Source organism: Deltaproteobacteria bacterium, assembly GCA_019309045.1.
Classification (GTDB): domain Bacteria; phylum Desulfobacterota; class Syntrophobacteria; order BM002; family BM002; genus JAFDGZ01.
On the sequence record JAFDGZ010000005.1, the window covers coordinates 23,726 to 46,560 of the forward strand.

Sequence of the window (22,835 nt, forward strand, 5' to 3'; positions counted from 1 at the left end):
AAAGAGAAACATCCTCGCTACAAGGAGAGTGCCCATGAGACGAGTCCTACCATTTCTGTGCACCTTGCTGGCAGTTCTTCTCTTGTCTTCGCCAGGTCTGGTCGCGAAAGAAAAACTGCAGATTCCCGAACTTGACGCCTTGGGATTGTCCGCCGACCTGCAGGCCAACATTGCCAGAGTGTTTGCCTCCATGCCGGGCGACACATTCTTTCGGCTGCGCAACGGCATGACAGTCCTGCTCAGGGAGAATCATTCCTCTCCGGTGGTTGCCTGTCGGATCCTGGTCAGGACTGGCTCAATCGATGAAGGCAAATACTTTTTTGGCGGCCTGTCTCATTATCTGGAGCATGTGGTGGCGGGCGGCAGCACTCGCTCTTTCACGGAGGACGAGGCCCAGAACATGGTGCGAGCCATGGGAGGGGCCTCTAACGCCTATACCAGCTATGATCGCACGGTGTATTTCATAAATACCACTGCGGATCATTATGGCGAGGCCCTGAAGCTGTTGTTTTCATACGTGTCGGAGTGCAAACTGGAACCGCGGGAGGTGGAGAGAGAAAAGGCCGTCATTCAGCAGGAATTCAAGCTGGGGGAGACAGATGCCGACCGGCAGCTCTGGCAGCTGTTTATGCACACAGCCTATCTGAAGAATCCAGTGCGCTACCCGGTGATCGGCTACGAGGATGTTTTTGTCCAGGTGGAGAGAGACGACCTGCTGCACTATTATAAGGAGCGCTATGTACCGGAGAACATGGTGGTGGCAGTTGTAGGCAATATTGATACAGCAGAGACAGTAAAGACAATTTTGCAGCTTACATCAGGCCTGACAAGGACTTTTCACCCTCCCACGGTGTACGAGAAGGAGTCGCCCCAGAACTCTCCGAGATGGGCGGAAAGGACTTTTCCCCCTGCCCGTCTCACCACGATGATTGCCGGCTTTCATACTGTCTCCCTGACGCATCCTGATCTCTACCCCCTGGATGTTCTCGCCATCATTCTGGGCCGAGGACGGACGAGCCGGCTGTATACGGAGCTCAGAGACAAGAAAAAACTGGTGCTCTCTGCCGACGCTTTCAGCTGGACGCCCTCCTATGCCAGCGGCATTTTCGGGTTTTCGTTCAGCCTGGAACGCCAGAAAGTGGACGGCACCCTGGAGGCGCTCTGGAAGGAGATCGAGCGGGTGCAGAGTGAACTGGTAGACAGGGAGGAGCTTGCCAAGGCAAAGAGACAGGTGGTGGCTGATGCTGTTTTTGCCAAACAGTCTGCAGCAGGAATGGCTTCGAGTCTGGCGGGCTCATATGTGGACACCGGCGATCCATACTTCGACGATGCCTACGTGAAGCAGATCAAGAAGGTGACTCGCGAGGATGTCCGCCAGGTGGCCCAGACCTACTTGCAAAAAGATCGGCTTACTGTAGCAATCCTTTCGCCGCCTGGCAAAGGGCAGGCCGCCGGCAGCACTTCCCTCGAGAAGAAGATTGAGGAGCCCGGCAGGATTCAGAAATTTGTCCTGGACAATGGTCTGGTGCTGCTGGTCAAACGGAATCCAACGGTTCCCATTGTGAACTTTCAGGTCTTCGGTCTCGGGGGGCAACTTGTGGAGCCGAAAGATCTAGCCGGGGTAAGCTATGCAACAATGAAGCTGCTGACGAAAGGAACGCGTCACCGCAGCAAGCGACAGATTGCAGAGACCGTGGAAAATCTGGGCGGTAGCCTCGCAGCAGGCTCCGGCAGAAATACCTACTATGTGTCGCTTGCCCTGCTCAAAGATGACTTTGACACCGGCCTGAATCTGCTGGCGGATGTCCTGATGGAGCCAACATTCCCCCAGGAAGAAATCGACAAGCAACGTCAGGATACCCTGCTGCAGATACGCCAGTTGGACGAAGACTGGCAGCAGGAAGTGGCGCGCTTGTTCCGGCAGCATTTCTATGACGGCCATCCTTATGCCCGGGATATCATCGGCACGGAGGAGGCGGTCAACAGCATGACCCGGGCAGATATTGTCAAGTTCTACAGGCGCACGGTGGAGCCGAACAATATGGTGCTGGCAATATTCGGTGACATTGAACTGGCGCAGGTGTTGAGCCGCGTCAACAAGGTTTTTGCCAAGTGGCAGGCGGGGAGTCCTGTTCGTCCGCTGCAGCCCCAGCAATTTCCGAGACTCGAGCGCAATGAGGAGTTTCACAAGAAGACGGACAAGGTGTCTGCTGCTATCTACGTGGGCAGCAACGGCCTGGCAGTCACCGACCGCGAACGCCCGGCTCTGGATGTGATCGATGCTGTTATTTCCGGCATTGGCTATCCCAGCGGCTGGCTCCAGGACGCTCTCAGGGGGGGTGACCGCAGCCTGGTGTATGTAGTGCATGGCTTTCCGGTCTACGGCATTGGCGGCGGCCATTTTGGCATCATCTCCCAGACCACCATGGCCAATTACCAGAAAGTCGTTGACATAATATTGGCCAATCTGAAGAAGATTCAGGAGAAACCTCTGACTGCCGAAGAACTGAAGGAAGCCAGAAACATGTGCATCACTATGCACGAGATGGGCCTGGAGACCAATGGCGCCCAGGCAAGAAGTGCCGCCTTGAACGAAGTGCTCGGCTTGGGCTACGATTGGGACAGCCGCTATGCCGAACTCATAAACAAAGTGACTGCCGAGGAAGTGCTCGAGCTGGCGCGAAAATTGTTCGCACACCACATGCTGGTCAGCACCATACCCGAGCACCCCGTCGAGGCTGTTATACCGCCTGAGCGCAGGAAGAGAATGCATGTACGCTGAGGACGGCAAGGGATAGGGATGTGCAAAGGCCGCGGCTTCGCCAGAAAATGAAGACAGAGGCTGATGACAGAAAGACGAAGGACTGCTCTTGCTGACTTTGCACTTGCCAAATTTATGCTCGGCTGCTAAATATTAAGAATAAATAAGGCCACGAAGGCTCAAAAAAGATGCTTGCCCGTGGCCTTTTCTGTTCATGACTGGAGGGTATATTCATGTGTGAAGCGAATGCGTACCTGGTCAGAGACGGCAAAGAAGAGCTCCTTCTGGAGGCGGTGGATATTCTGGAGCCCGTGGAGGATGGTAAGATCCGGCTGGCCAACATCTTTGGCGAGCAGAGAGTCCTGGAGGCCAAGCTCAAAAGCATGTCGCTGGTAAGCCACAAGATTATTCTCGAGTAAGCAGCGGCACCCAGAGCTTTTTTCTATACTTCAACAGGTCGCAGGCGTCCCGGACGGCATAATTTACTACTGCTGCCCGGTAGTTGCCTGCCCCGTTACCTGACCCACAGAGACACCGATTTCCCTTCTGCTATGGCCGCATTATGGCCAGGTAGAGAGGCGTCTCTGTTTTTGCCCATCGCGGCAGGCGATGGGCAAAAAACCGAAACCTTCGGCGAAAAACAATGATGTTTGGCCAGACCTGCATTGGTTTTTTTGCTCAGGAGCTCCGCGGTGAAAACTCATTAGGACCGCGGGCTGTAGGAGGCAAACAATCTCAGCAGGTCACCACATGCAGGCAGACATGCGCTGTCAGCGGGTGAGAAGAGAAATGACTTTTTCTGCCAGACCTGCCGAATTGGTGGCCTCGAACAACCTTATGGCCTCTTCATAGGCCTGGCTGGTAATGCGCTCCTTGTACTCTGGCGCCACCCTGTTCAATTCAGCGGCAAAGGCCTTGTTCGCCTTCTTGATGTTGCCCCCCGTGTTGCCAGTTTCCACGGCCCACTGCCACATACGCTCCCAGAGTTCATCCGGTATGCCCCTGTATGAGCGCTTGATGTACTGCTTGTCTGGGGTGGTCAGTGCATTGCCGTTCTGATTCATGGCCAGGCCGAAGCTGATGTTCTGCCAGAAGGTACCAACGTTGCCCTTGCGAATGCCATAGTGGATGAACTGGGTTATCTTGTCCAGAGAGGTGCCAGTAATGCCGTGCTGGGCAATGTCCACCTGCCAGGGCTGAATTGCTTCCCATATTTCTCTGGTGAGGTCCAGCTGGATGCCCTCCTGAGTGGTGCCGAAATAAGTGCCGTGGATGGAGCCGTTATTGATGGCTAGTAGATTGGGATGAATGTTCCCTTTGACAAGGTTTTCAATGAACCAGGAGGCCTCGTCGGGACGGGTAAAGCCTTCTGCACTGCCGCTTTTGGCGCCTATCTCTCCCAGTTCCACTTCCAGGCCGAGCCCGGCCGCCACCACTGGTTTGGCCAGCTCGAGTGTTGCGGCAAGATTCTGCTCATTTTCCATGTGGGAGGCGTCAATGGCAAAAGAGGTAAATCCTGCTGCCATTTCGTCTTTGATAAGCTCTGCTACATCACTGATCTCTTCCATGCTCTTTACGGTGATGTGGTCGCCGTGAATAGCAAAGGGCACCGAGGTATTGCCCAGTCTTTCATTCTCTGTGACGATGAATTCAGCAAAGCTGTCAGGGGTGAACTCTGTATAGCCGAGTTCGGATTTGGCAATTTCGTATATGACCGGGGCGCCCGTGGCCAGCGACGCCTTGATAATCCCCTCCAGAGGCAGACGGCAGCGAATATTGGCTGCCATGATCATGGCCTTGGCCTCCCGGGCCGCCTCGAACAGGACCCGGCCGTTTACCAGCGGAGCGGCAGAAGTTGGAAAACGGTGCTTGACGTTTGCGGGACGATACTGAGAAAGATTTGTTGCCATGGTATTTCCCTCCTCTCTAGACTTCTTCCAGGCTGTTGGCTGTTGCAGAGACAAACCTGCCAGTTCAACAATAACGTGGCTCCAGTATCTGTTGCCTCCGTAGTTACCTGCCCAGAGGCCCTTTGCCGTTTCTTTTCCAGTAACCGGTAATGTTGCCGGAATCTGTACCTGGCAGCAGACGCCGGAATTCAGCAATTCCTCGAGGGGTCGAAAATCTCCCACCAGACCGGGAGCAACCTCATGTAGAGCGCAAACATAATAATAACATATTACCACATGGCCGACAGAAATGAGAATACGACTTTGGCAATTCCGCTAACAATACTTTGGCTGAGTCCGTTAGCATGCTGGACAGCTCCTGTCCAGCCCAGAAGGCCAGATCTATGGGTGTTGCAACAGAGCAGATTTTGTGATAGGTCAGAGACGAAAAGAAACGATGTCAGTACATACTGCGGTGGGATCCCGCAGCTGGTGGCTCGTAAAAGTGAAACTGGCGAGCAACCTCCAGCACACTACTCCGAGGGCAGCTCAAGGAGACTCTTGGGGGTTGAGATCCTTGCCTTTCCAGAAGATACTTGCCTGTTTGTAGATCCGTACACTTACATTTTTCTGACGGGGGAGCCGGCTAATTTTTCCTTGTCTCGGTGCTGAGGTCAGAAGGAAGTATATGTGAGCACATGAGTCATGTCTGTTCCATAGGCGGGGGAAAAGGCGGGACTGGAAAAAGCTTCATTGCTGCCTGTGTGGGTACGCTGCTGGCAAAACATGGCAAGAGCGTGGTCCTGGTGGATCTGGACCTCGGGGCCTCGAATCTTCATACCTTTATGGGGATGAAATGCCCGGTAAAGGGTCTCGATGGCTACATCAGCAAGAAAATGGCCAGCCTGGAGCAGGGGATAGTAGCTACGCCTGTCGACAATCTTTTTCTCCTGAGTTCTGCCCGGTGTTCGCTGGAAGTTGCCAATCTGTACCACGTGCAGAAAAAAAAGATTGTCCGCGGTATTCAAAATCTGCCGCACGACTTTGTTATATTGGACCTGGGATCTGGCACACATTTCAACACCCTGGATTTTTTTCTCAGTGCGGAGAAAGGTCTGATCGTAACGACACCTGAACCCACAGCGATTGAAAATACTTTTCGCATGATTAAAACCATTTACTTTAGAAAATTAAAGCAGTTAGTAAGCAAACTGGGCATTAGCTATATGTGCAAAAAAGAGATCTCTGAATTTGCTCTGGGACAGATAAAATATCCATCTGACCTGATAAAGTTATTTAGTACCAAGTATGAGGAGCTAGGGAAAGAAATCGAAGAAACAATAAAGAAAATGTCATTTAATATAATTGTAAATAAATGTGATAAGAGCGACAGTCTCACACTTGGTCAGCAAATTACTCTGGTTTGTAATAGACATTTTTACAAAAATTTCCATTTTTTAGGTAATGTTCATTACGATACTAGAGTACATCAGTCCATTCTTAATAGAAGTATTTTTGTACATAGATATCCCTATACTACGACTGCCGTGGATCTTGATAAACTTACGAAGAATTTGTTGGGCTTGCTGTAGCGGGTATTGGCGACGCCCAATCTTTTACTGTTGTTAGCCTTTTACCTCCGGTTTATTTTCATTTAATGGAACTGTTTTATGGGCCCCTTTGACCAGCTAACTTATTACGAACTTCTCGAAGTGCCTACCAGTGCTTCGACGTTTGAAATCAGACAGGCCTATAAAAGGCTCATAGGGATCTATTCTGAGGATGCCCTGGCCACCTACTCGCTTTTCAGCGAAGAGGAGAGATTGCATATCCTGGCAAGGATCGAAACGGCCTTTGCCACTCTGGTAAATCAGGATAAACGAGCTGAGTACAACCAGAGACTCCTGGAAAGCGGCAGGCTAACCCCAGAGAGTCTGGAAGAAAGAGCGAAAGCCAGAACTGCTCCTGTTTTCCACCTGAGCTCGGTGGAGAGGGCAGATGCTCTTACCGCCCAACTGCAGAAAAAGCTGCAAAGCAAGAAGGTGCAGCACATAATTGCGGCTCTCATGGAAAAGGAGCTCATCAGCGGCCAGGATTTGCAGAACCTTCGCCAGGCCCTTGGTCTGGGGCTGGAGGAACTCTTTCAGATAACCAAAATCAGCCCCAACATTTTGCAGGCAATTGAAGAAGATGATTATGGCCACCTGCCTCCAGAAATCTATGTGAAGAGTTTTCTGAGTTCATATGCTGAACTTCTCAACCTAGATGCCAAAGTGGTTGTGGCAAGATACCTGCGGAATAAAGACGTCCAACAGAAGACTCCATGAGCTGGAGACAGATGATTACTCGAGCCCACATCCTGCAAGGGCAAATCCCAGTGGCGGCGCTGCTCCTGATGAGAGGGTCCTTCCCCTTGGCCCGCTTCTGATGCCTCCTGGCAAGGCATTACCGCGAGCTTTTTAGCAGACAACCTGCCTGTTACCTGCTGGTGTCGACCTGCGGCTGCGCTGGAGGGCGGCGGCCAGCTCGCCGATATTCTGGCCTTTCTGTGAAAACATGGTAGTATCAAATAACGAGACAGCGGCTCATGGATAGATCTCCGAGAGAGTGGACTCGAAATACAATGAAGAAAAGCATTGCTTCTGGGACAGAACGCGGCTCATTCGAGTTTTTCGACCACACAGCGGATGTGGGAATTCGCGTTCGGGCGGCCACTCTGGGAGGTATATTCGAACTGGCAGCCCGGGCCATGACCGAAATTATCACCGAGGTACAGCTGATTTCTCCTCGTGTTCAGCGGACGTTTAATCTCATTGAGGAGGACCTGGAGATTCTTCTGGTGAACTGGCTGCAGCAGCTTCTCTATGTGTTTGACACAGAAGGACTGATTTTCGGCAAATTCCAGGCAGAAGTTGAGGAAGCGGCTTTGCGGGCCACTGCCTGGGGCGAGCAGTTCTCAGCAGATGTCCACGTGGTCAAAACTGAGATCAAAGCCGTCACCTATCATCAACTGGAGGTGGTCCAGGTGAAGGACGGCTGGCAGGCACAGGTGATCTTCGACCTTTGAGGGACAAAAGGGTATACTATGTCAACAGCCCTTTGCAGCAAGGGAGCTGATTCAGAGCCTTCAGAGGAGGTCGACAATGACAGCAAAACAGAACATTGCCATAGAACAGGTGGATCAATACCGCTGGCGGGTGGTTCAGTCAGGAAAAATGCGCACCAGCGGCATGGTGTATGCCACTGAAGCCATGATGGCTGATATCCGCCAGGACGAGAGCCTTGTCCAGGTAGCCAATGTTGCCTGGCTTCCAGGTATCGTGGGGAATTCTCTCGCTATGCCCGATATTCACTGGGGCTATGGCTTTCCCATAGGCGGGGTGGCAGCCTTTTCTCTGACCGAGGGAGTTGTTTCTCCCGGGGGCGTTGGCTACGATATCAACTGAGGAGTGAGACTCGTGCGCTCAGGGCTTGAGCGCCAGGAAGTGAGCGCCCGGATGCGGCAGCTGGTGGAGACGCTCTTCAAGAATGTTCCCTGCGGAGTTGGCTCCAGACGCAAGGATCTGCGCTTATCGGTCGCTGAATTGCACAAGGTGCTGCAGAAGGGTGCTGGTTGGGCCGTGGCGCGTGGTTTCGGCTACGTTGAAGATCTGGAGCACATAGAGGAGAAGGGCTGCATCCCCGGAGCTGATCCTGGGATGGTAAGCGACAAAGCCCTGGAGAGAGGAAAGACTCAGCTGGGAACACTGGGATCCGGCAACCACTTTGTGGAGGTTGGCTTCGTTGAGGAGATCTATGATGAACAAGTGGCTCGCACCCTCGGGCTCTTTCTGGATCAGGTAACGGTTATCGTCCACACCGGCTCCCGTGGTCTAGGGCACCAGGTATGCGATGATTACATCAAGATACTTATGAAGAGTTCCCAGAAGTACGGCATCGAACTACCGGACCGCCAGCTGTGTTGTGCTCCAATAGATTCGAATGAGGGCCGGCAGTATCTGGCAGCCATGGCCGGAGCTGCCAATTATGCCTTTGCCAATCGGCAGCTCATCTTTCACTGGGTTCGGGAAAGTTTCGAACAGGTATTTGGCGCCAGTGCCAGCAGTCTGGGTCTCAGCCTCATCTATGACGTCTGCCACAACATCGCCAAGATCGAAACCCACAGGGTGGACGGCAAGGAAATGAAGCTGTGTGTCCATCGCAAGGGGGCCACCAGGGCCTTTCCTGCCAATCATCCAGAAATTCCCCCTGCTTATCAGGAAATAGGCCAGCCCGTGCTCATTCCGGGAGACATGGGACGCTATTCTTACGTGCTGGTGGGCACTGAGGGAGCCATGGCTGAGACCTTTGGCAGCACCTGCCATGGGGCCGGCAGGGTTTTGAGCAGGCATCAGGCCAAGAAACTGGCCAAAGGCCGGGCAATCATTCGTGAACTCGAAGACAGAGGGATCACAGTGCGCAGTGCTGGCAAGGCAACGGTCAAGGAAGAAATCCCAGAGGCCTACAAGGATGTGAGTGAAGTGGTGGAGGCGGTGCATGGTGCAGGAATAAGCAAGAAAGTGGCCAGACTGCGACCCATGGGAGTAATTAAGGGATAGAGGTCTGCCTGTCAGCAGGGGAATATAGCGATGATTCTGTAGCCCCGTACACCGCCGGGTGCGTATACGGTAATCTCGTCGCCTACTCGCCGGCCCAAAAGAGTGCGCCCCAGGGGCGAATCAATGGAAATGCGTCCGTCAAAGGCATCAGATTCGAAGGGGCCGACAACTTGATATATGGCTCGTTGGCCGGTATCCAGGTTTTCAACCTGGACGGTATCGCCAAAGGCAACAGCAACAGAGCTGAGCTGCTGGTTCACCACAATCTGAGAAAGAGAAAGTTTGCGGCGGAGATCCTCGATGCGGCCCTCCACAAAGGCTTGCCGCTCCCTGGCAGCGAAGTACTGCAGGTTGTTGGCTGTATAGCCGAAGGAGCGTGCTTGGAGCAGGTCGTTGATTACCTGAGGACGTACAAAGCGGCACAAAAAGGCGAGTTCGGCACGCAACCTCTCGTAACCGTCTCTAGTAATAGGTTTCTTTTCCATGCCCAAGCTTCCGAGCAGCCAAAAGGTTCAACGTTCCACTGCAACCCAGATGCCATTGATCCCTCGCTTTGCTTACTAATGGTACCTCAAAATCGACTCCTTGACCAGACCCAGGTGAGGATGGCTGACTACAGAGCTGTTGGTCAGGGAAGCTGAGACCTTATGTGTCATGATGGAGCCCGGCAGTCTGCACTCATGACATATCCGAACTGAAATTATTGTCATCGGTCAAAGATCTGCACATGGAAAAAAAGTGGTAGTCTTCCAGTTCTGAATCAGGGGAAATGAGCCGCTTTACCCTGAAGCCCAATTTTTCGTAAAAATTGACCACACTAACCTCGAGCATTTTTGCATCCAACTCTACTTCCTTGATACCTTTATGCTGCAGGATTTGCAGCGCCTCCTGCAACATCTTCCTGGCAATCCCCTTGCCTCGATGATGAGGATGAACCGCGACCTTCATAATATTGGCCCTGAGCCTTTTCTGATAGCACACGGCTATGAGAAAGCCCATGACGGTCTCCTTCTTGAAGATGATGAAAAGGTCCTGCAGGGCAGCTTTCAGGTAATGATGGCCCCAGGGGTGAGGAAACGACAAGCGTTCGATCTCCAACACCTCCGGAAGATCCTTCTCTGTAGCTATTCTAATATCACCTGAGGCATTCATGTCTCACATCCTTTCGCTGTGATAAGAGTCGCACTCCCTGTGGAACTCCTGAGCTGGTGTTTCAGGAGGCATCCAGTCCAAACAGGGCTTTTTTCCTGACGGTGTGGTTGCCATTCCATGGCAGAGACTGCAGCAAACAGCTGACATTGCCTGTGTGACGCCATGAAATGAGGCGGGCACTCAGACAGGAATGCAGACTGTCAGGCCCATCAGAAAAGGAGCTGATCAATGAGGGCCGAGCAGGTTCTTTATGCAGCCAGGGAAAATTGCAGTGAGGGTATTGGCTTGCTGGTCAGATCTACAGGAACAGGTGTTCTGCAGGTTGCATCGCAGGAGACGAGGAATTTTTCCAGGCAGCACACTGTTTGTCGCAGTTCTCGCCAACGGTTGTTCCGGAGTCGAGCCACTCCTGTGGTCACAGGGTTCGCTGCACAATTCTCACAAAGAGATTGATGATGTCCTCAGCAGAAAGTAGACTCACATTGGCAATGACATGGAAACGTACAGGGTCGTCGAAGCCTTCACCGCCCATCAAACGGAGAAACCATTCCCGGTTTCTGTCCCTTTCGGCCAGGACACTGTCTGCTTCAATGGCCCGCACCCCATATTCACGGATTATATACTCCTTGCGCCAGCCAACAGGCGCCACTATCCGAAAGTGGTAGCAGTTCGGCAAATCCTTCAAGATAATGTGGCTGGCTCGGCCAACGAGCACCACCTTGCCCTGCTGCGCCACACCGATAACGAGATTTCGCAGAGCTTCTTGATACTCTTTTTCCTCTATTACGGTCTTGTCATAGCCCACAATTCTTTCAATGTAGTTCTTGCTGAAAAGGCGTGAGAAAATGTTGGCAATGCGGTACTGCCTCCCCTGTTCAAAAGATTCCAGGGTTCTTTCCGAAACGTCGAGCTGCTCAGCGATTTTTTGAAAATAGGCCTTGTCAATATAAGCGTAGCCAAGCCTTTTCGCCAGACGCCGGCCCAGATCTCTGGCCCCGCAGCCAAAGTTTTTCGAAATGGTAACAACAGCCATGAGTATCCCTCTCTTGCAGCAAAGGCTTGCCAGGTTCTGTTTCCAGACTACAAGAAAAATTCATGCCTGGCAACTTCCTTGATAGAAATTCCCTTTTCCACAGAATTCTGTCTCGGAGATTTTGACCCACAGGGATTGTTTGGCAGATATATGCAGAGGATATAGAAGATTTCGAATGAAATTAGCAGAAAATCAAAGCAAGAGAGGGGAAAGCAACTTGCCAGTGTGCTGCGCCGGTCAAGATAGATGCTGCTATCATGCTGATTCTGCAACACTTTTTTCTCTCTGTGGTAAAAAGTTCATGATTTTGCAGTGTTATGCTGGTTCAGTGAGGAAATCCTTGCATTATGGACAGGTTACTATGGTTGCTGCTCCGTCAGCCTAGTACTTCATTTTGGCAGCAAGCCAAGCTTGACTTGAGGGGGCATATTCGGCTAAAGGATAGCAAGCATGCCCATTCGCGGCAAAGCTGGAACCCGCGAGAAGAGCTGGACTGCATGCAGTTCGCGATTTTCTACATCTTCGGCAGAAGAGAGGGAAACCATGCAGCGGGGTGGGTACATTGCGTGGGTGGTGGAATCAGGGAGGAGCCCTGAGTGGCTTCTCAGAGAGTATCGCAACAAGATCAGACGGATGACCCAGATACGTCGGGCCCTGAAGAATCCTTACACAGTCGACCAGAACACGGGCCGACGCCATGCGCCCCTGACGCTCAGCATTTACAAGCGCAGTCTTTTCAGCCGGGAAAAGGATGCGGCAGAGTGCCGCAAGGCAATACAGTGGCTGGTGCGTCAAGGGTTCATCGGCAACAGATGATTTAACAGCCACTCACGTCCAGTTATCAGCAAGAAATCTAGCCTCCTAGTGCCTTTTGCCTGAGGAGGGCAATTTCCAGCCTGAAAATGGCAAAGGATGCGAGGGACAGATTCGCTCTTGCTTAAATGACAACTGCCGAGGCGTGGTTTTAGGGCTATGCCTGAGGAGGAGGTTTGACCTGCACCACCTGTGGCATAATCAAGCCGATAATTGCTGAACTGTACGACATAATCGGAGAAGGACCAACTTCATGTCTCATCATGGCGAACGACGCAGGTACCCGAGAGCATATCTTGACTGTCCTGCCCTGGTTCAGGGCCCGGGAGGAGCCAAACTGGCGGAAGCAGGAAACATCAGTGCCAGAGGCGCCTTCATCAGGTGCGAGGAGCCACTTTTTCCTGAAGATCGAGTGAAGCTACACATAATGGTGCCGGACAGGCTGGCCTTGAGCGTTGACGCCAAGGTGGCCTGGTTGCAGGTGCGTTGTGCGGAAAACAACAGCCCCAGATGTGGAATCGGCATCAGTTTTACCCAGATCTCTGAGACGGACCGCAAATTTATCATCGCGCTCGCCTCCGGCTTGTTTCCCTCTGGACAACAGGGATGAAATCTGACAATGAACACCACCCTGATCGTTCATGAATGGAAGTCGGCCCCTCAGGGGGCAGGTGCTATTGCCGAAGGGCCGCGCCAGTGCTGGCTCTGTGCCTGAAGCCGGTGCACCACTGCAATTCATGAAAGAACCGAACTACATTCTGATGCAGCTGGCACTGAATGAGGCCCGGACCGCCAGAGGCAGAAGCTGCTGACTATTTGCTTTGATCTCTGGATAAAGGGAGGCTCGAGTTCAAGGGTTCCTGCAATTGTTGCCGGGAAAAAGATGAAAAAAAATCGCCGCAGACATCCCAGGGCCACCATCAGATGGCCGGTTACCATTCTCACCCCCGAGGGCCCCAAACACGGTGAAACCAAAAACATCAGTGTTGGCGGGGCGCTTGTCACCTGCGCCTATCCACTTGCCCTCCACGATAGGTTCTGTGTGATCTTCAGAATTCCCAACCACCCGCCAATCTCGGTAAACACCGTAGTGGCCAGGACCAATTACGCTGGTGAGCGGACAAGGATGGAGGTTCAGGGCGACGTGGCCCTCTATTACACCGGTCTTTCTGACAATGAGCGGCAGATATTACATGCGAAGGTTTCTCAATCCGCACTCATCAATGAACTGGAGACACTGTCGATGGCGGTTCAGCATGTGTACAAGGTTGTCCACCAACAAGCCATCGAACTGCAAAAGACTGCCACTATCCTGGGGAAGTTGGACGGTCTCATTAGCCGGCTCACCACCCAGGTGCGCCGTGACGGTTTGGCCAGCAAGCGCGCCCGCCTGCCCAAGGACCAATAAACCAGCCGCTGGCTCCAGCGGCAAACTGACCAGCTCCTGACCACTTGCCAAAATACAGACATCATCAAAGACGCGGACAACTGGTTACAGCTTGTCTTCCGGCAGAAAACGTTTACCTGGCATCCCTGATTTCTACCTTGCCTCGCAGGTATCTCTTGACCAGGGAGATGGGAACTTCGCGCCGGTGAAAGATGCCGGCGGCCAGGGCAGATTCTGCTGCGGTCCCGGTAAACACCTCATAGAAGTGTTCCACCCGTCCAGCACCGCTGGAAGCGATCACCGGTATGGAAACCGCACTCTTGACCGCGTTTATCAACTCCAGGTCGAAGCCCAGGCTGGTGCCATCGCGGTCAATACAGTTGAGAAGGATCTCACCGGCTCCAAGCTTCTCACAGGCCCGCGCCAGGGTGATGGCATCCAGGTTTCTGCCCTGCCTGCCTCCCTGAATGGTACATTGGTACCAGCAGTAGCGCTCCTCCCTGGGCCCCGGCAGGGAGGTCTCGATTACCTGGTGCCGCACCTCGGCAGGCGACTCGAGATATACTCTTCTGGGATCAATGGAGACCACCACCGCCTGGTTGCCGTAGACGGCTGAGATCTGTTCAATTGAACTCTGGCCAGTTTTGCGGCCTGTTCTCAGGTAGTCCTCAACAATGAGCACTGCGTCGCTGCCAATGGAAATCTTGTCGGCGCCGGACCTGAAGTACTCGGCAGCCACCTCGAGCGCTTTATAGGTCTTGCCATTTCTATCAGTGTAGTCCCTGATGCCGCCACCTATGGTCAGCGGCACGAAAACCTTCCTGGAGGTTTGCTGCAACACTTCCAGCATGGGCATGTCTTCCAGAGGGAAGTCCCTGAAACCGGTGATGTTGAGGAAAGTGATCTCGTCAGCTCCTTCCTTGTAGTAACGCTCTGCCAGCTCAACTGGCTTTCCGAGATTCCGCACAACGCCTTGCTCACGCACGTCATACTGATCACCCTTGGTGACAACCAGGTCGCCCTGGTCGTTGGTGCGCACGTCCAGACAGGCGATAATGCGCTTTGCCAGCCTGGTGGGCTGGCAAGGCTGTACGGGCCCTGTCTTCAGGGTCCCGGGCTGGAGGAAATTCTTGAGAACCTGCAGACCGGCATCGCCGCTTTTTTCCGGATGGAACTGGGTGGCAATGATGTTTGCAGTCTGCACAGCACTGACGAATTCGTAGCCATAGTCGGTTGTAGTGAGTACCACGGATTCGTCCTCAGGAACCACATGGTAGGAGTGGACGAAATAAAATTTTTCTTCGCTGCTCAGGCCAGCAAAGATGGTTGTTGGCTGCCTGACGCAAACGCCGTTCCAGCCAATGTGAGGCACTGAAAGGTCGGTGGTGAATCTCCTGACGCTGCCCCGGATGATGCCGAGTCCTTTCACTCCAGGGGCTTCCTCACTGTAATCGAACAGGGCCTGCAGACCTAGGCAGATTCCCAGAAAGGGTCGGTCAGAGCTGAGGTAGCTCCTGAGCGGTTCCACATAGTTTTTCTGGGCAAGAATGCGCATCATATTGCCGAAGGCGCCTACCCCAGGAAACACCAGCTTTTCAGCCGAGAGGATGTCTTCGGGCGACTGGACCACCCGGACCTCTTCCCCCAGCTTTTCAATGGCATTGATTACGCTTCTGACGTTGCCGGCCCCATAGTCCAGCAGGGTAATCATGGCAGTATCCTCTCTACTATGATGTGCTGCTCCGCTTGTGGTAAAGATATCCTAGCAAATGTGCGACTCCGGGCAAACCTGTCATTCAAGCAAACCGGTGCTGCTGGTCAAGGAGTTTCAGGAGGAGCCGCATGAGCCCCTTTCAGTCGCTGCCTGGAATCCAGGAGACAGAGATGCATTTTCGAGAAGGGGCTCTGGCTGACAACAATCTGTCTGCATGCAGACTGTTTGCCAGACTGCTGTTGCTGTCACAGGCAAACTAGGCTCTCTCGAGCACTACAGCCATGCCCTGTCCGCCTCCGATGCAGAGAGTGGCCAGCCCGAGTTGATGATGCTGGCGCACCATTTGCTGGATCAGGGTGACCATGATGCGGGCGCCGGTGCAGCCGATGGGGTGGCCGATGGAGATGCCGCTGCCGAGGACATTGGTCTTTTCCGGGTCGCAATCGAGCTCTCGCATACAGGCGATGGCCTGCACGGCGAAGGCCTCGTTCAATTCAATGGCTCCAAAGTCAGCAATACTGTACTTGTTTCCTGCGAGAATCTTGCGCACTGCAGGCACCGGGCCGAGGCCCATATAGGCGGGGTCCAGTCCTGCTGCTGCAAAGGTTCGCACTCTGACCAGGGGTTCGACGCCGAGCTCTTTTGCCTTTTCCGCTGACATGAGTAGGAGTGCCGCAGCAGCGTCATTGATGCCCGAGGCATTGCCGGCTGTGACCGTGCCATCCTTCTTGAATGCCGGGGCCAGTCTGGCCATTTTCGCCACACTGGTATCCATCGGCCTTTCATCAGTGTCGAAGATGATGGGCTCGCCTTTTCTCCGGGGTACAGTCACCGGGACGATCTCATCCTTGAACAACCCCTTGGCTATGGCCTCTCTGGCGCGGGCATGGCTGACAGCGCCGAGTTCGTCCTGCTCCTGCCTGGAAATCCCGTATTTTTCGGCAATATTTTCAGCGGTTATTCCCATATGGTAGCCGTAGAATATCTCATACAGTCCATCAAAGACCAGAAGATCGATCATCTGGGCATCGTTCAGCCTCGCCCCCCATCTGGCGGAAGGCACGGCGTAGGGGATGAGGCTCATGTTTTCCATACCCCCAGCCAGGACCACTTCGGCTTCGCCAGCACGGACGGCCTGCGCCGCCAGGGCCACTGCCTTCATGCCCGAAGCGCAGACTTTGTTAACGGTAAAGGCGACTGTCTCTTTGGGAATGCCCGCCCTTATCATGGCCTGCCTGGCCACATTCTGTCCCTGGCCGGCTGCCACCACATTTCCCATGACAACCTCGTCCACATCCACCGGTTGCAGGGCTTCCTCATAATCGTAAGCCTTGCTTTCCAGCTCCAGCAGGCCTGTGCCCTTGAGAGGGTTGGGTTCGAACCGGCTCACATCCGCTGGAGCCACGGGTCTGAGCCCCGCTCTTTTCAGGGCTCCCTTTAGTGCCAGGGCCCCGAGTTGGACGACGGGCGTCGACTTCAGGGTGCCGCCGAAAGCGCCTACCGCTGTCCTCACTCCAGAGACAATTACAACCTCTTTCATTTTCGCATTCCCTTTCTTGGCGGTAATTCGTTTCTAATTCTTTTGCTTAAATTCCAGGCGTTGTCCTCTGCTGAAGCCAGAATAGAGTTGGCGAGAGCAAAGGAGGACAAGGAGATTCGTTCGCCATGCAAGTAGCAAAAACTATTATATTTTTTTCATAAAGTCAACAAGGGTTTACCAGACGAATCCTCCGGAAGAAGAGTTGCCTGAAAGAAGCCAGGAGGTAGGTTACGGTATTTGGGAAAACTGTGCTATAGATATGGTCTGCAAGAGGGTTGATTGGCAGATGAGAGAGGCAGCAGCCATGGAAATCAAAGTGAGCAAGCGCCCCGCCGCTGCATTGAAGGTCCGGCCTGCCGATTCCGAGCTCGGCTTTGGCAGATACACCACCGACCACATGTTTCTCATGAACTACAGCGAGGGCAGGGGATGGTACGATGCCCGCATTGAGCCTTACAGCGATCTGAGGCTCGATCCCACGGCCATGGTTTTCCATTACAACCAGGAGGTGTTCGAAGGTCTGAAAGCATATCACCTTCCGGATGGTGGCATTGCCCTGTTTCGACCCCACAAGAATATTGAACGGCTGAACGCTTCTGCCAGAAGGATGGTCATGCCCGCAGTGGATGCCGAGCTCTTTCTCCGGGCCCTGAAGGAATTGATCCTTGTGGACCGGGCCTGGATTCCTCGAGCAAAAGGGACATCTCTATATATCAGACCAACTATGATAGCCACCGAGGCGGCCCTTGGAGTAAGGCCTGCCAGGGAGTACCTTTTCTTTATTGTGCTTTCTCCTGTAGGGGCGTATTATCGCGAGGGATTCAGGCCTACTAGAATTTACGTTTCCGACACCTACATTCGTGCTGCCCAGGGGGGCGTCGGGGAGACGAAGACTTCGGGCAATTACGGCCCCACCCTGTATGTGTGGCGCCAGGCCAGCCAGAAAGGCTATACCCAGGTTCTCTGGCTTGATGCCAAGGAACGCCGCTATGTGGAGGAGGTCGGCACCAGCAACATATTCTTTGTCATAAATGATGAGCTTGTCACCCCTCCCCTGAGCGGCACTATTCTGCCGGGCGTCACCAGAGACTCTGTGCTGCAGCTCGCTCGCCGCTGGGGGATCCAGGTAGCGGAGCGGCCAATCTCCATCCAGGAGGTGGTGGAGGGATGCAAGAGCGGCTCTTTGCGGGAGATGTTTGCCACTGGCACTGCTGCAGTTATTTCACCCGTGGGCCTGATCTGCTATCAGAGAGAGGATTTTCAGGTAGCAGACGGCCAGACAGGTGAGCTGTCGAAGAAGCTCTACAATGAAATCACCGGCATCCAGTATGGCCGCCGGCAGGATCTTTTCGGCTGGAGGCTTCGCCTGGCGTAAACAGCAGGGCGGTGCTGTTGCGCCCCAGGCGATCCTGAAGCAAGCAACAAGGTTTGTCTCAGGTCCGCTTTGCTTTGCTGGTCCTGGCCGTTAGAAAGAAAATGGACGCTGTAATACTGGACAATATCGAAGCAGAGATCAATGCGGAGAAACTGGCCAGAAAACTGCGAATAAAGAGGGGCAGTGCGATCTCCTGGGAGTCTTTCAAGAGCCTGGTGAATGAGGCAGTGCAGATCGCCAGGCCAAAGGCACTCTACAAGATGGCCTATGTGGATGCCGCCCGCGAAGAGGCTGTTGTCCTTGATGGGATCGAGCTCAGGAGCCTGGTACTGGCGGTCAATCTGGCCGAGGTTCAGAGGGTTTTCCCTTTTGTGGCAACCTGTGGCAGCGAGCTGGCCCGGTGGGCCATGTCCAAAGATGATGTTGTCGAGCGTTTCTGGGCGGAGGCCATCATGGACAGGGCCCTGTTTTCAGCCGTGCACTTTCTGGAGGAACATATCAAGCAGCGCTATCTTGTTGGCAAGACCGCCATGCTGAGCCCCGGCTCACTGGATGACTGGCCTGTCGAGGAGCAGAGTCCACTCTTCTCGCTTCTGGGGGACACAGAGGAGCACATTGGCGTTCGCCTCACCGATAGTTTGATGATGGACCCGGTACAATCCCTCTCCGGCATTCTCTTCCCAGTTGAAGTTGATTTTGCAGCCTGCCAGCTGTGCCCGAGAGAGAACTGCCCCAAAAGAAGAGCTCCTTATGACAGGGAACTCTATGACAAGCGGTTTCGCCTGCACAAGTCCTGAAAGCCTCCGCCGACATAACAGAGCAGGAATGAGTTGCTGCCAAGGATAAACCTGCTGGTACGGCTGCATGTAGTCCTGTTGCGGCCTGTTCTAGCAAGACCTTGTGGAGATAAACTCTGGACAGCCAATATGGTGCAGTCGAATTTTGAATCAGGAGCACGGCTGTGTTATAGTAGCAGCGGTTTTTCGGGGGGTGGATCGCAATGAGATCACGTGGACTCTAAATCCGCGCAGCCGGGTGCAACTCCCGGACCTCCCGCCAGCTGACTTCCCTGGAGACAGGGTATGGGCCTGCGCCGTCAAGACGGCTCCGTTCTTCCCTGTCTCAATTAATGTTCGACGAGGATGAAGTTGACCGTATCCTGGACAACAAGCCAGCGCTGCCGCCTGCGGGAACTGCAGGTAGATGAGACGGTGCAGGAGAAGAGGTTTCCTGATGCCGAAGAGAGGGACCGGCAGTATCAGAAATTGGAAAAGAGGCTGGTGGAGGCGGCCAAAAGGCGTCTGCGGAAGTATCGGGATCACTATCGCAGACCCGCATTGTGCCGACTGGAGAGTCGACTTGTCGAAATGCTCCTCGAGCAGGGCTTTGTCCAGGTTACAACGCCGACTATCATGGCGGGGGGACTTCTCAAACGCATGGGAATCGACGAACTACATCCTCTCTTCTCCAAAATCTACTGGCTCGGCGAAGGCAAGTGCTTGCGGCCGATGCTTGCTCCTCATCTATACTTCATTTTAAAGGATCTTCTCCGTTTATGGGAGCGCCCGGTCCGCTTGTTCGAAGTGGGCTCCTGCTTTCGCAAAGAATCCCAGGGCAGCCGCCACAGCAACGAGTTTACCATGGTAAACATCGTGGAAATGGGACTGCCTCTGGAGAACCGCAAGTCGAGGCTCGAGGAGTTGACCAGGGCTGTTATGACGGCAGCAGGTATCGAGGACTATCGACTGGAAAGGGCTGCTTCCGAAGTTTACGGGGAGACTATCGACATCGTTGACGGCCGCAACCGCCTCGAGTTGGGATCCTCCGCCATGGGACCTCACCCTCTTGATGCTGCCTGGCGGCTGCACGAAACATGGATTGGCGTGGGCTTTGGCCTGGAGCGTTTGCTCATGGCGGCTGGAGGTTGGAGCAGCCTGGGCAGGCTGGGCCGCAGTATATCCTATCTGGACGGGATCAGTCTGAGCCTGTAGTTTGAGGCTGCAGGGCGGCAGATGCTGCAGCCCGAAATGGGCAGCGGACCGGCTGGTGCTGATTCTGAGCTCCAGTGTAAGCTGGCTCGAGCAACCAGGGTTTCGCCATCCGGCGCATGCCGCCGAGCCTGGATGATCGCAGTGGCATCGCCTGGCGCAATCCGGTTCTGGACGTGGTTCTTCAAAGCAAGAAGGACTGCCATGAAACTAGCCGTGGTCGGCGGGGCCTTGCAGGGTGTGGAAGTCGCCTACCTGGCGCGAAAGGCCGGCTTTGAAGTCATCCTCATCGACCGCAAGTCCATGGTTCCAGCAAGGGGACTCTGCGACCATTTCCAACAAATTGACATCCTCGACGCTGGTGCCCTGGACCCTGTATTGCAGGAGGTGGATCTGGTGTTCCCCGCGCTGGAATCCCAGCTCGGCCTGGCAAAGCTGCATGGCTGGGCTGGCAGTCGCGGCATACCCATTGTTCACGATCCTGATGCCTATGCCATATCATCCTCGAAGATAGCCAGTGAGGCGTTTTTCTGCCGCTGCGGTTTTCCCGTGCCTGAATCCTGGCCTGATTGCCGGTTCCCTGTTATTGCTAAACCCAGTCGGGGAAGCGGCAGTGCGGGCATTCGCATTTTTGCCACTGAGCGCGACATGCAGGCCTGCATCAAAGACACCCCGGCCTCGGAAGGCTGGCTAGTCCAGGAATTTCTCGATGGGCCGAGTTATTCTGTTGAAGTTATGCGCACTCCGGGCTGTACTGTAGCTTTCCAGGTGACCGATCTGCAGATGGACGACCGGTATGACTGCAAACGCGTCCTGGCTCCCTCTGCTCTGCCCCCGGAGCGGATAGAAGAGCTGAAAACTCTGTCCATCAACATTGCCGATGCCCTGGATTTGCTTGGCCTGATAGATGTCGAAGTAATCCTTTCTGATGAAACGTTCAAGGTGCTCGAAATAGACGCCCGCTTTCCCAGTCAGACGCCCATCACGGTCTACTGGTCATGTGGGATAAACATGGTCCATGCCCTGGCAAGATGCACTATCGCAGGCGATTGTCCGGTGGCGGCCGTTCCCTCACAACCAGGCAAGGGGACTGTACTGGAACACATTGAGGTGAGTCCGGGTAAACTCAGCGTCACTGGTGAACGTGTGATGGCCCATGCGGGGCCACTTGATGTTCGCCGTGATTTTTTCGGGGCTGACGAAGCCTTGACCAACTATGCGCCCGGCAAGATGCGCTGGGTGGCCACGCTGATATGTACGGGTACAGATGCCGCCGATGCCTGGCAGCATCGCGATGAGGTGATTTCCGCTATTCGTCGACACCTTGGTCCTGTTGAATACTCTGATCCCTCACCGCAGAAAGTTCTCTAGGGAGTCCATGCGATGACTCGCTTGACTGCAACAAAGTGCCAGGAAGCGAAGGATTATCTGCAGCGAATTGATCAGGATTTGTATGAACGAGCCCACAGTGATTTGCGGCAGGTGGCCCTCAGAACTATTGGCATTCAAGAGGGCTCGTGCGGCCTTCCGCTTCAAAGATTGCGCCTTGCAGTGGTGCCAATGACTGCAGGGCAAGGAATCATCTCCGGCTTTGCCGAGGCGGTCTGCGCTATAGCAGGCTACGTGGGCTTTCACTCGTGGAAGACCAGCAGCAGTGATGTGGCGGGCATTGCTGAAGCCTATGCAAATGGGGCTGACATTCTGCTGCTGGCCGATGATCAGTGCTTCCTGGCCATCAACAGCAGGTCTCGGGCGATTGCCGACAACAGCCGGGCCACGGGTGAGAGTTTTGCGGTTCTTCTCGACATGATGGTCAGGGGGGTCTCAGGCCGCGCTTGTGGTGTCATTGGCTGCGGTCCGGTGGGCACCGCCTCTGCCTTGCGTCTGGCGCAGATGGGAGCTGAACTGACGCTCTGCGACATCAACGACAAGCGGGCCCGCCGGCTGGCCTCTGAAATCCGGACCATTGCCGGTGCGAACGTCCAGTGGGTCAGGGAAGTGAAGGCACTTATCAATGGGAGCCAGTGCATTGTGGATGCCACGCCCGCAGCCAGGATAATCGATGCCGATGCCATTGATAGAGATACGGTGATCGTGGCGCCTGGGGTGCCGCACGGACTGACGCCGGAAGCAGCGGCAAAGATTGGCCGGCGCTTCTATCATGATTCACTCCCTCTGGGAGTGGCTACCATGGCCCTGGCTGCTGCGTTCGGTCAGTTGACGGCAGCTGGAGATCTCTGGAGACAAGGTGACGGTGAAGAGTGTCTGCAGGGTCTGGCTGCCGCTGTGGTTCTAACCGCCGGCAACAATTGGGATGATAGCCAATGAGCAGTTGTGGTTCAGGCGGTATGCAGCATAATTGTCGGCAGGGACGGCCCTTCCTTCTATGGCAATCAAGATGCCCCTGTCCACTCTGCCAGATTCGTCCAGGAGCAGTTTACTGAAATCACTGCCCACACGGTGGGCCAGCAGGTTCAAGAATTCCAACAACCGAGTGCCCGGCTCAATGGTAAGGCACATTTCGGGACACCCAGTCAACTGGGCGACAACTCCTTTGAACTGGACATTGATTTCAATCATACTGG

Annotated in this window: 20 protein-coding genes and 1 pseudogene; 14 read left to right on the forward strand and 7 right to left on the reverse strand. The window is 54.1% G+C overall.

Annotated elements, in window-relative coordinates; translation table 11 throughout:
- Nucleotides 1-34: 34 nt before the first annotated feature.
- Both JRI89_02100 and JRI89_02105 read left to right on the forward strand, forming a co-directional pair.
- Nucleotides 35-2,782 carry an insulinase family protein gene (locus tag JRI89_02100; protein ID MBW2070027.1) on the forward strand — a complete coding sequence of 916 codons (2,748 nt, stop codon included), beginning with the start codon at nt 35-37 and terminating at the stop codon, nt 2,780-2,782.
- A gap of 212 nt (nt 2,783-2,994) precedes the next feature.
- Nucleotides 2,995-3,180: a CooT family nickel-binding protein gene (locus JRI89_02105; protein ID MBW2070028.1), complete on the forward strand. Its 186-nt coding sequence runs from the start codon at nt 2,995-2,997 to the stop codon at nt 3,178-3,180.
- A gap of 351 nt (nt 3,181-3,531) precedes the next feature.
- Here JRI89_02105 and JRI89_02110 read toward each other — a convergent pair whose 3' ends face one another.
- Nucleotides 3,532-4,671: a class II fructose-bisphosphate aldolase gene (locus JRI89_02110; GenBank protein ID MBW2070029.1), complete on the reverse strand. Its 1,140-nt coding sequence runs from the start codon at nt 4,669-4,671 to the stop codon at nt 3,532-3,534.
- A 677-nt stretch (nt 4,672-5,348) separates the two neighbouring features.
- Between JRI89_02110 and JRI89_02115 the strand changes: the two genes are divergently transcribed.
- The 4 genes and pseudogenes from JRI89_02115 to JRI89_02130 all read left to right on the forward strand — a co-directional run bounded on the left by JRI89_02115 (nt 5,349) and on the right by JRI89_02130 (nt 9,248).
- Nucleotides 5,349-6,242 carry a P-loop NTPase gene (locus JRI89_02115; GenBank protein ID MBW2070030.1) on the forward strand — a complete coding sequence of 298 codons (894 nt, stop codon included), beginning with the start codon at nt 5,349-5,351 and terminating at the stop codon, nt 6,240-6,242.
- Nucleotides 6,243-6,320: 78 nt separating this feature from the next.
- Nucleotides 6,321-6,977: a helix-turn-helix domain-containing protein gene (locus JRI89_02120; protein ID MBW2070031.1), complete on the forward strand. Its 657-nt coding sequence runs from the start codon at nt 6,321-6,323 to the stop codon at nt 6,975-6,977.
- A 296-nt stretch (nt 6,978-7,273) separates the two neighbouring features.
- On the forward strand, nt 7,274-7,717 hold the full coding sequence (locus JRI89_02125) for an archease (GenBank protein ID MBW2070032.1): 444 nt from the start codon (nt 7,274-7,276) through the stop codon (nt 7,715-7,717).
- A gap of 76 nt (nt 7,718-7,793) precedes the next feature.
- Nucleotides 7,794-9,248 (forward strand): annotated as a pseudogene (locus JRI89_02130) (RtcB family protein).
- 11 nt (nt 9,249-9,259) lie between these two features.
- Here JRI89_02130 and JRI89_02135 read toward each other — a convergent pair.
- The 3 genes from JRI89_02135 to JRI89_02145 form a co-directional block, all read right to left on the reverse strand.
- Complete coding sequence (locus JRI89_02135; GenBank protein ID MBW2070033.1) at nt 9,260-9,733, reverse strand: transcription elongation factor GreA; 474 nt, start codon at nt 9,731-9,733, stop codon at nt 9,260-9,262.
- A gap of 193 nt (nt 9,734-9,926) precedes the next feature.
- Complete coding sequence (locus JRI89_02140; GenBank protein MBW2070034.1) at nt 9,927-10,400, reverse strand: GNAT family N-acetyltransferase; 474 nt, start codon at nt 10,398-10,400, stop codon at nt 9,927-9,929.
- A gap of 415 nt (nt 10,401-10,815) precedes the next feature.
- Complete coding sequence (locus JRI89_02145) at nt 10,816-11,433, reverse strand: cytidylate kinase-like family protein (protein ID MBW2070035.1); 618 nt, start codon at nt 11,431-11,433, stop codon at nt 10,816-10,818.
- A 543-nt stretch (nt 11,434-11,976) separates the two neighbouring features.
- Here JRI89_02145 and JRI89_02150 point away from each other — a divergent pair.
- From JRI89_02150 to JRI89_02160, 3 genes are all read left to right on the forward strand, one after another.
- The gene (locus JRI89_02150; protein MBW2070036.1) at nt 11,977-12,249 is read left to right on the forward strand and encodes a hypothetical protein; all 273 of its coding nucleotides are present in this window, start codon (nt 11,977-11,979) and stop codon (nt 12,247-12,249) included.
- Between the two features lie 250 nt (nt 12,250-12,499).
- Nucleotides 12,500-12,856, forward strand: a complete 357-nt coding sequence (locus JRI89_02155) for a PilZ domain-containing protein (GenBank protein ID MBW2070037.1) — start codon at nt 12,500-12,502, stop codon at nt 12,854-12,856.
- Between the two features lie 273 nt (nt 12,857-13,129).
- Complete coding sequence (locus JRI89_02160; protein ID MBW2070038.1) at nt 13,130-13,654, forward strand: PilZ domain-containing protein; 525 nt, start codon at nt 13,130-13,132, stop codon at nt 13,652-13,654.
- 112 nt (nt 13,655-13,766) lie between these two features.
- On the opposite strand, the gene hisF is transcribed toward JRI89_02160, so the two are convergent.
- Together hisF and JRI89_02170 are read right to left on the reverse strand one after the other, a co-directional pair.
- A complete protein-coding gene (hisF, locus tag JRI89_02165; protein ID MBW2070039.1) occupies nt 13,767-15,344 on the reverse strand; it encodes an imidazole glycerol phosphate synthase subunit HisF in 1,578 nt (525 codons plus the stop codon).
- Nucleotides 15,345-15,603: 259 nt separating this feature from the next.
- The gene (locus JRI89_02170) at nt 15,604-16,887 is read right to left on the reverse strand and encodes an acetyl-CoA C-acetyltransferase (protein MBW2070040.1); all 1,284 of its coding nucleotides are present in this window, start codon (nt 16,885-16,887) and stop codon (nt 15,604-15,606) included.
- A 304-nt stretch (nt 16,888-17,191) separates the two neighbouring features.
- Between JRI89_02170 and JRI89_02175 the strand changes: the two genes are divergently transcribed.
- From JRI89_02175 to pylD, 5 genes are all read left to right on the forward strand, one after another.
- Entirely contained in the window at nt 17,192-18,262 is a 1,071-nt protein-coding gene (locus JRI89_02175; GenBank protein ID MBW2070041.1) for a branched-chain amino acid aminotransferase, read from the forward strand.
- Between the two features lie 101 nt (nt 18,263-18,363).
- The gene (locus tag JRI89_02180) at nt 18,364-19,059 is read left to right on the forward strand and encodes a vitamin B12 dependent methionine synthase (protein ID MBW2070042.1); all 696 of its coding nucleotides are present in this window, start codon (nt 18,364-18,366) and stop codon (nt 19,057-19,059) included.
- A gap of 351 nt (nt 19,060-19,410) precedes the next feature.
- Nucleotides 19,411-20,253, forward strand: a complete 843-nt coding sequence (locus JRI89_02185; GenBank protein MBW2070043.1) for a pyrrolysine--tRNA(Pyl) ligase large subunit — start codon at nt 19,411-19,413, stop codon at nt 20,251-20,253.
- A gap of 201 nt (nt 20,254-20,454) precedes the next feature.
- The gene (gene pylC, locus JRI89_02190) at nt 20,455-21,621 is read left to right on the forward strand and encodes a 3-methylornithine--L-lysine ligase PylC (protein ID MBW2070044.1); all 1,167 of its coding nucleotides are present in this window, start codon (nt 20,455-20,457) and stop codon (nt 21,619-21,621) included.
- A gap of 12 nt (nt 21,622-21,633) precedes the next feature.
- A complete protein-coding gene (gene pylD / locus JRI89_02195) occupies nt 21,634-22,578 on the forward strand; it encodes a 3-methylornithyl-N6-L-lysine dehydrogenase PylD (GenBank protein MBW2070045.1) in 945 nt (314 codons plus the stop codon).
- On the opposite strand, the gene JRI89_02200 is transcribed toward pylD, so the two are convergent.
- Nucleotides 22,543-22,830: a MoaD/ThiS family protein gene (locus JRI89_02200; protein ID MBW2070046.1), complete on the reverse strand. Its 288-nt coding sequence runs from the start codon at nt 22,828-22,830 to the stop codon at nt 22,543-22,545. The two genes, pylD and JRI89_02200, sit on opposite strands and share 36 nt — an antisense overlap.
- Between the last annotated feature and the right edge of the window lie 5 nt (nt 22,831-22,835).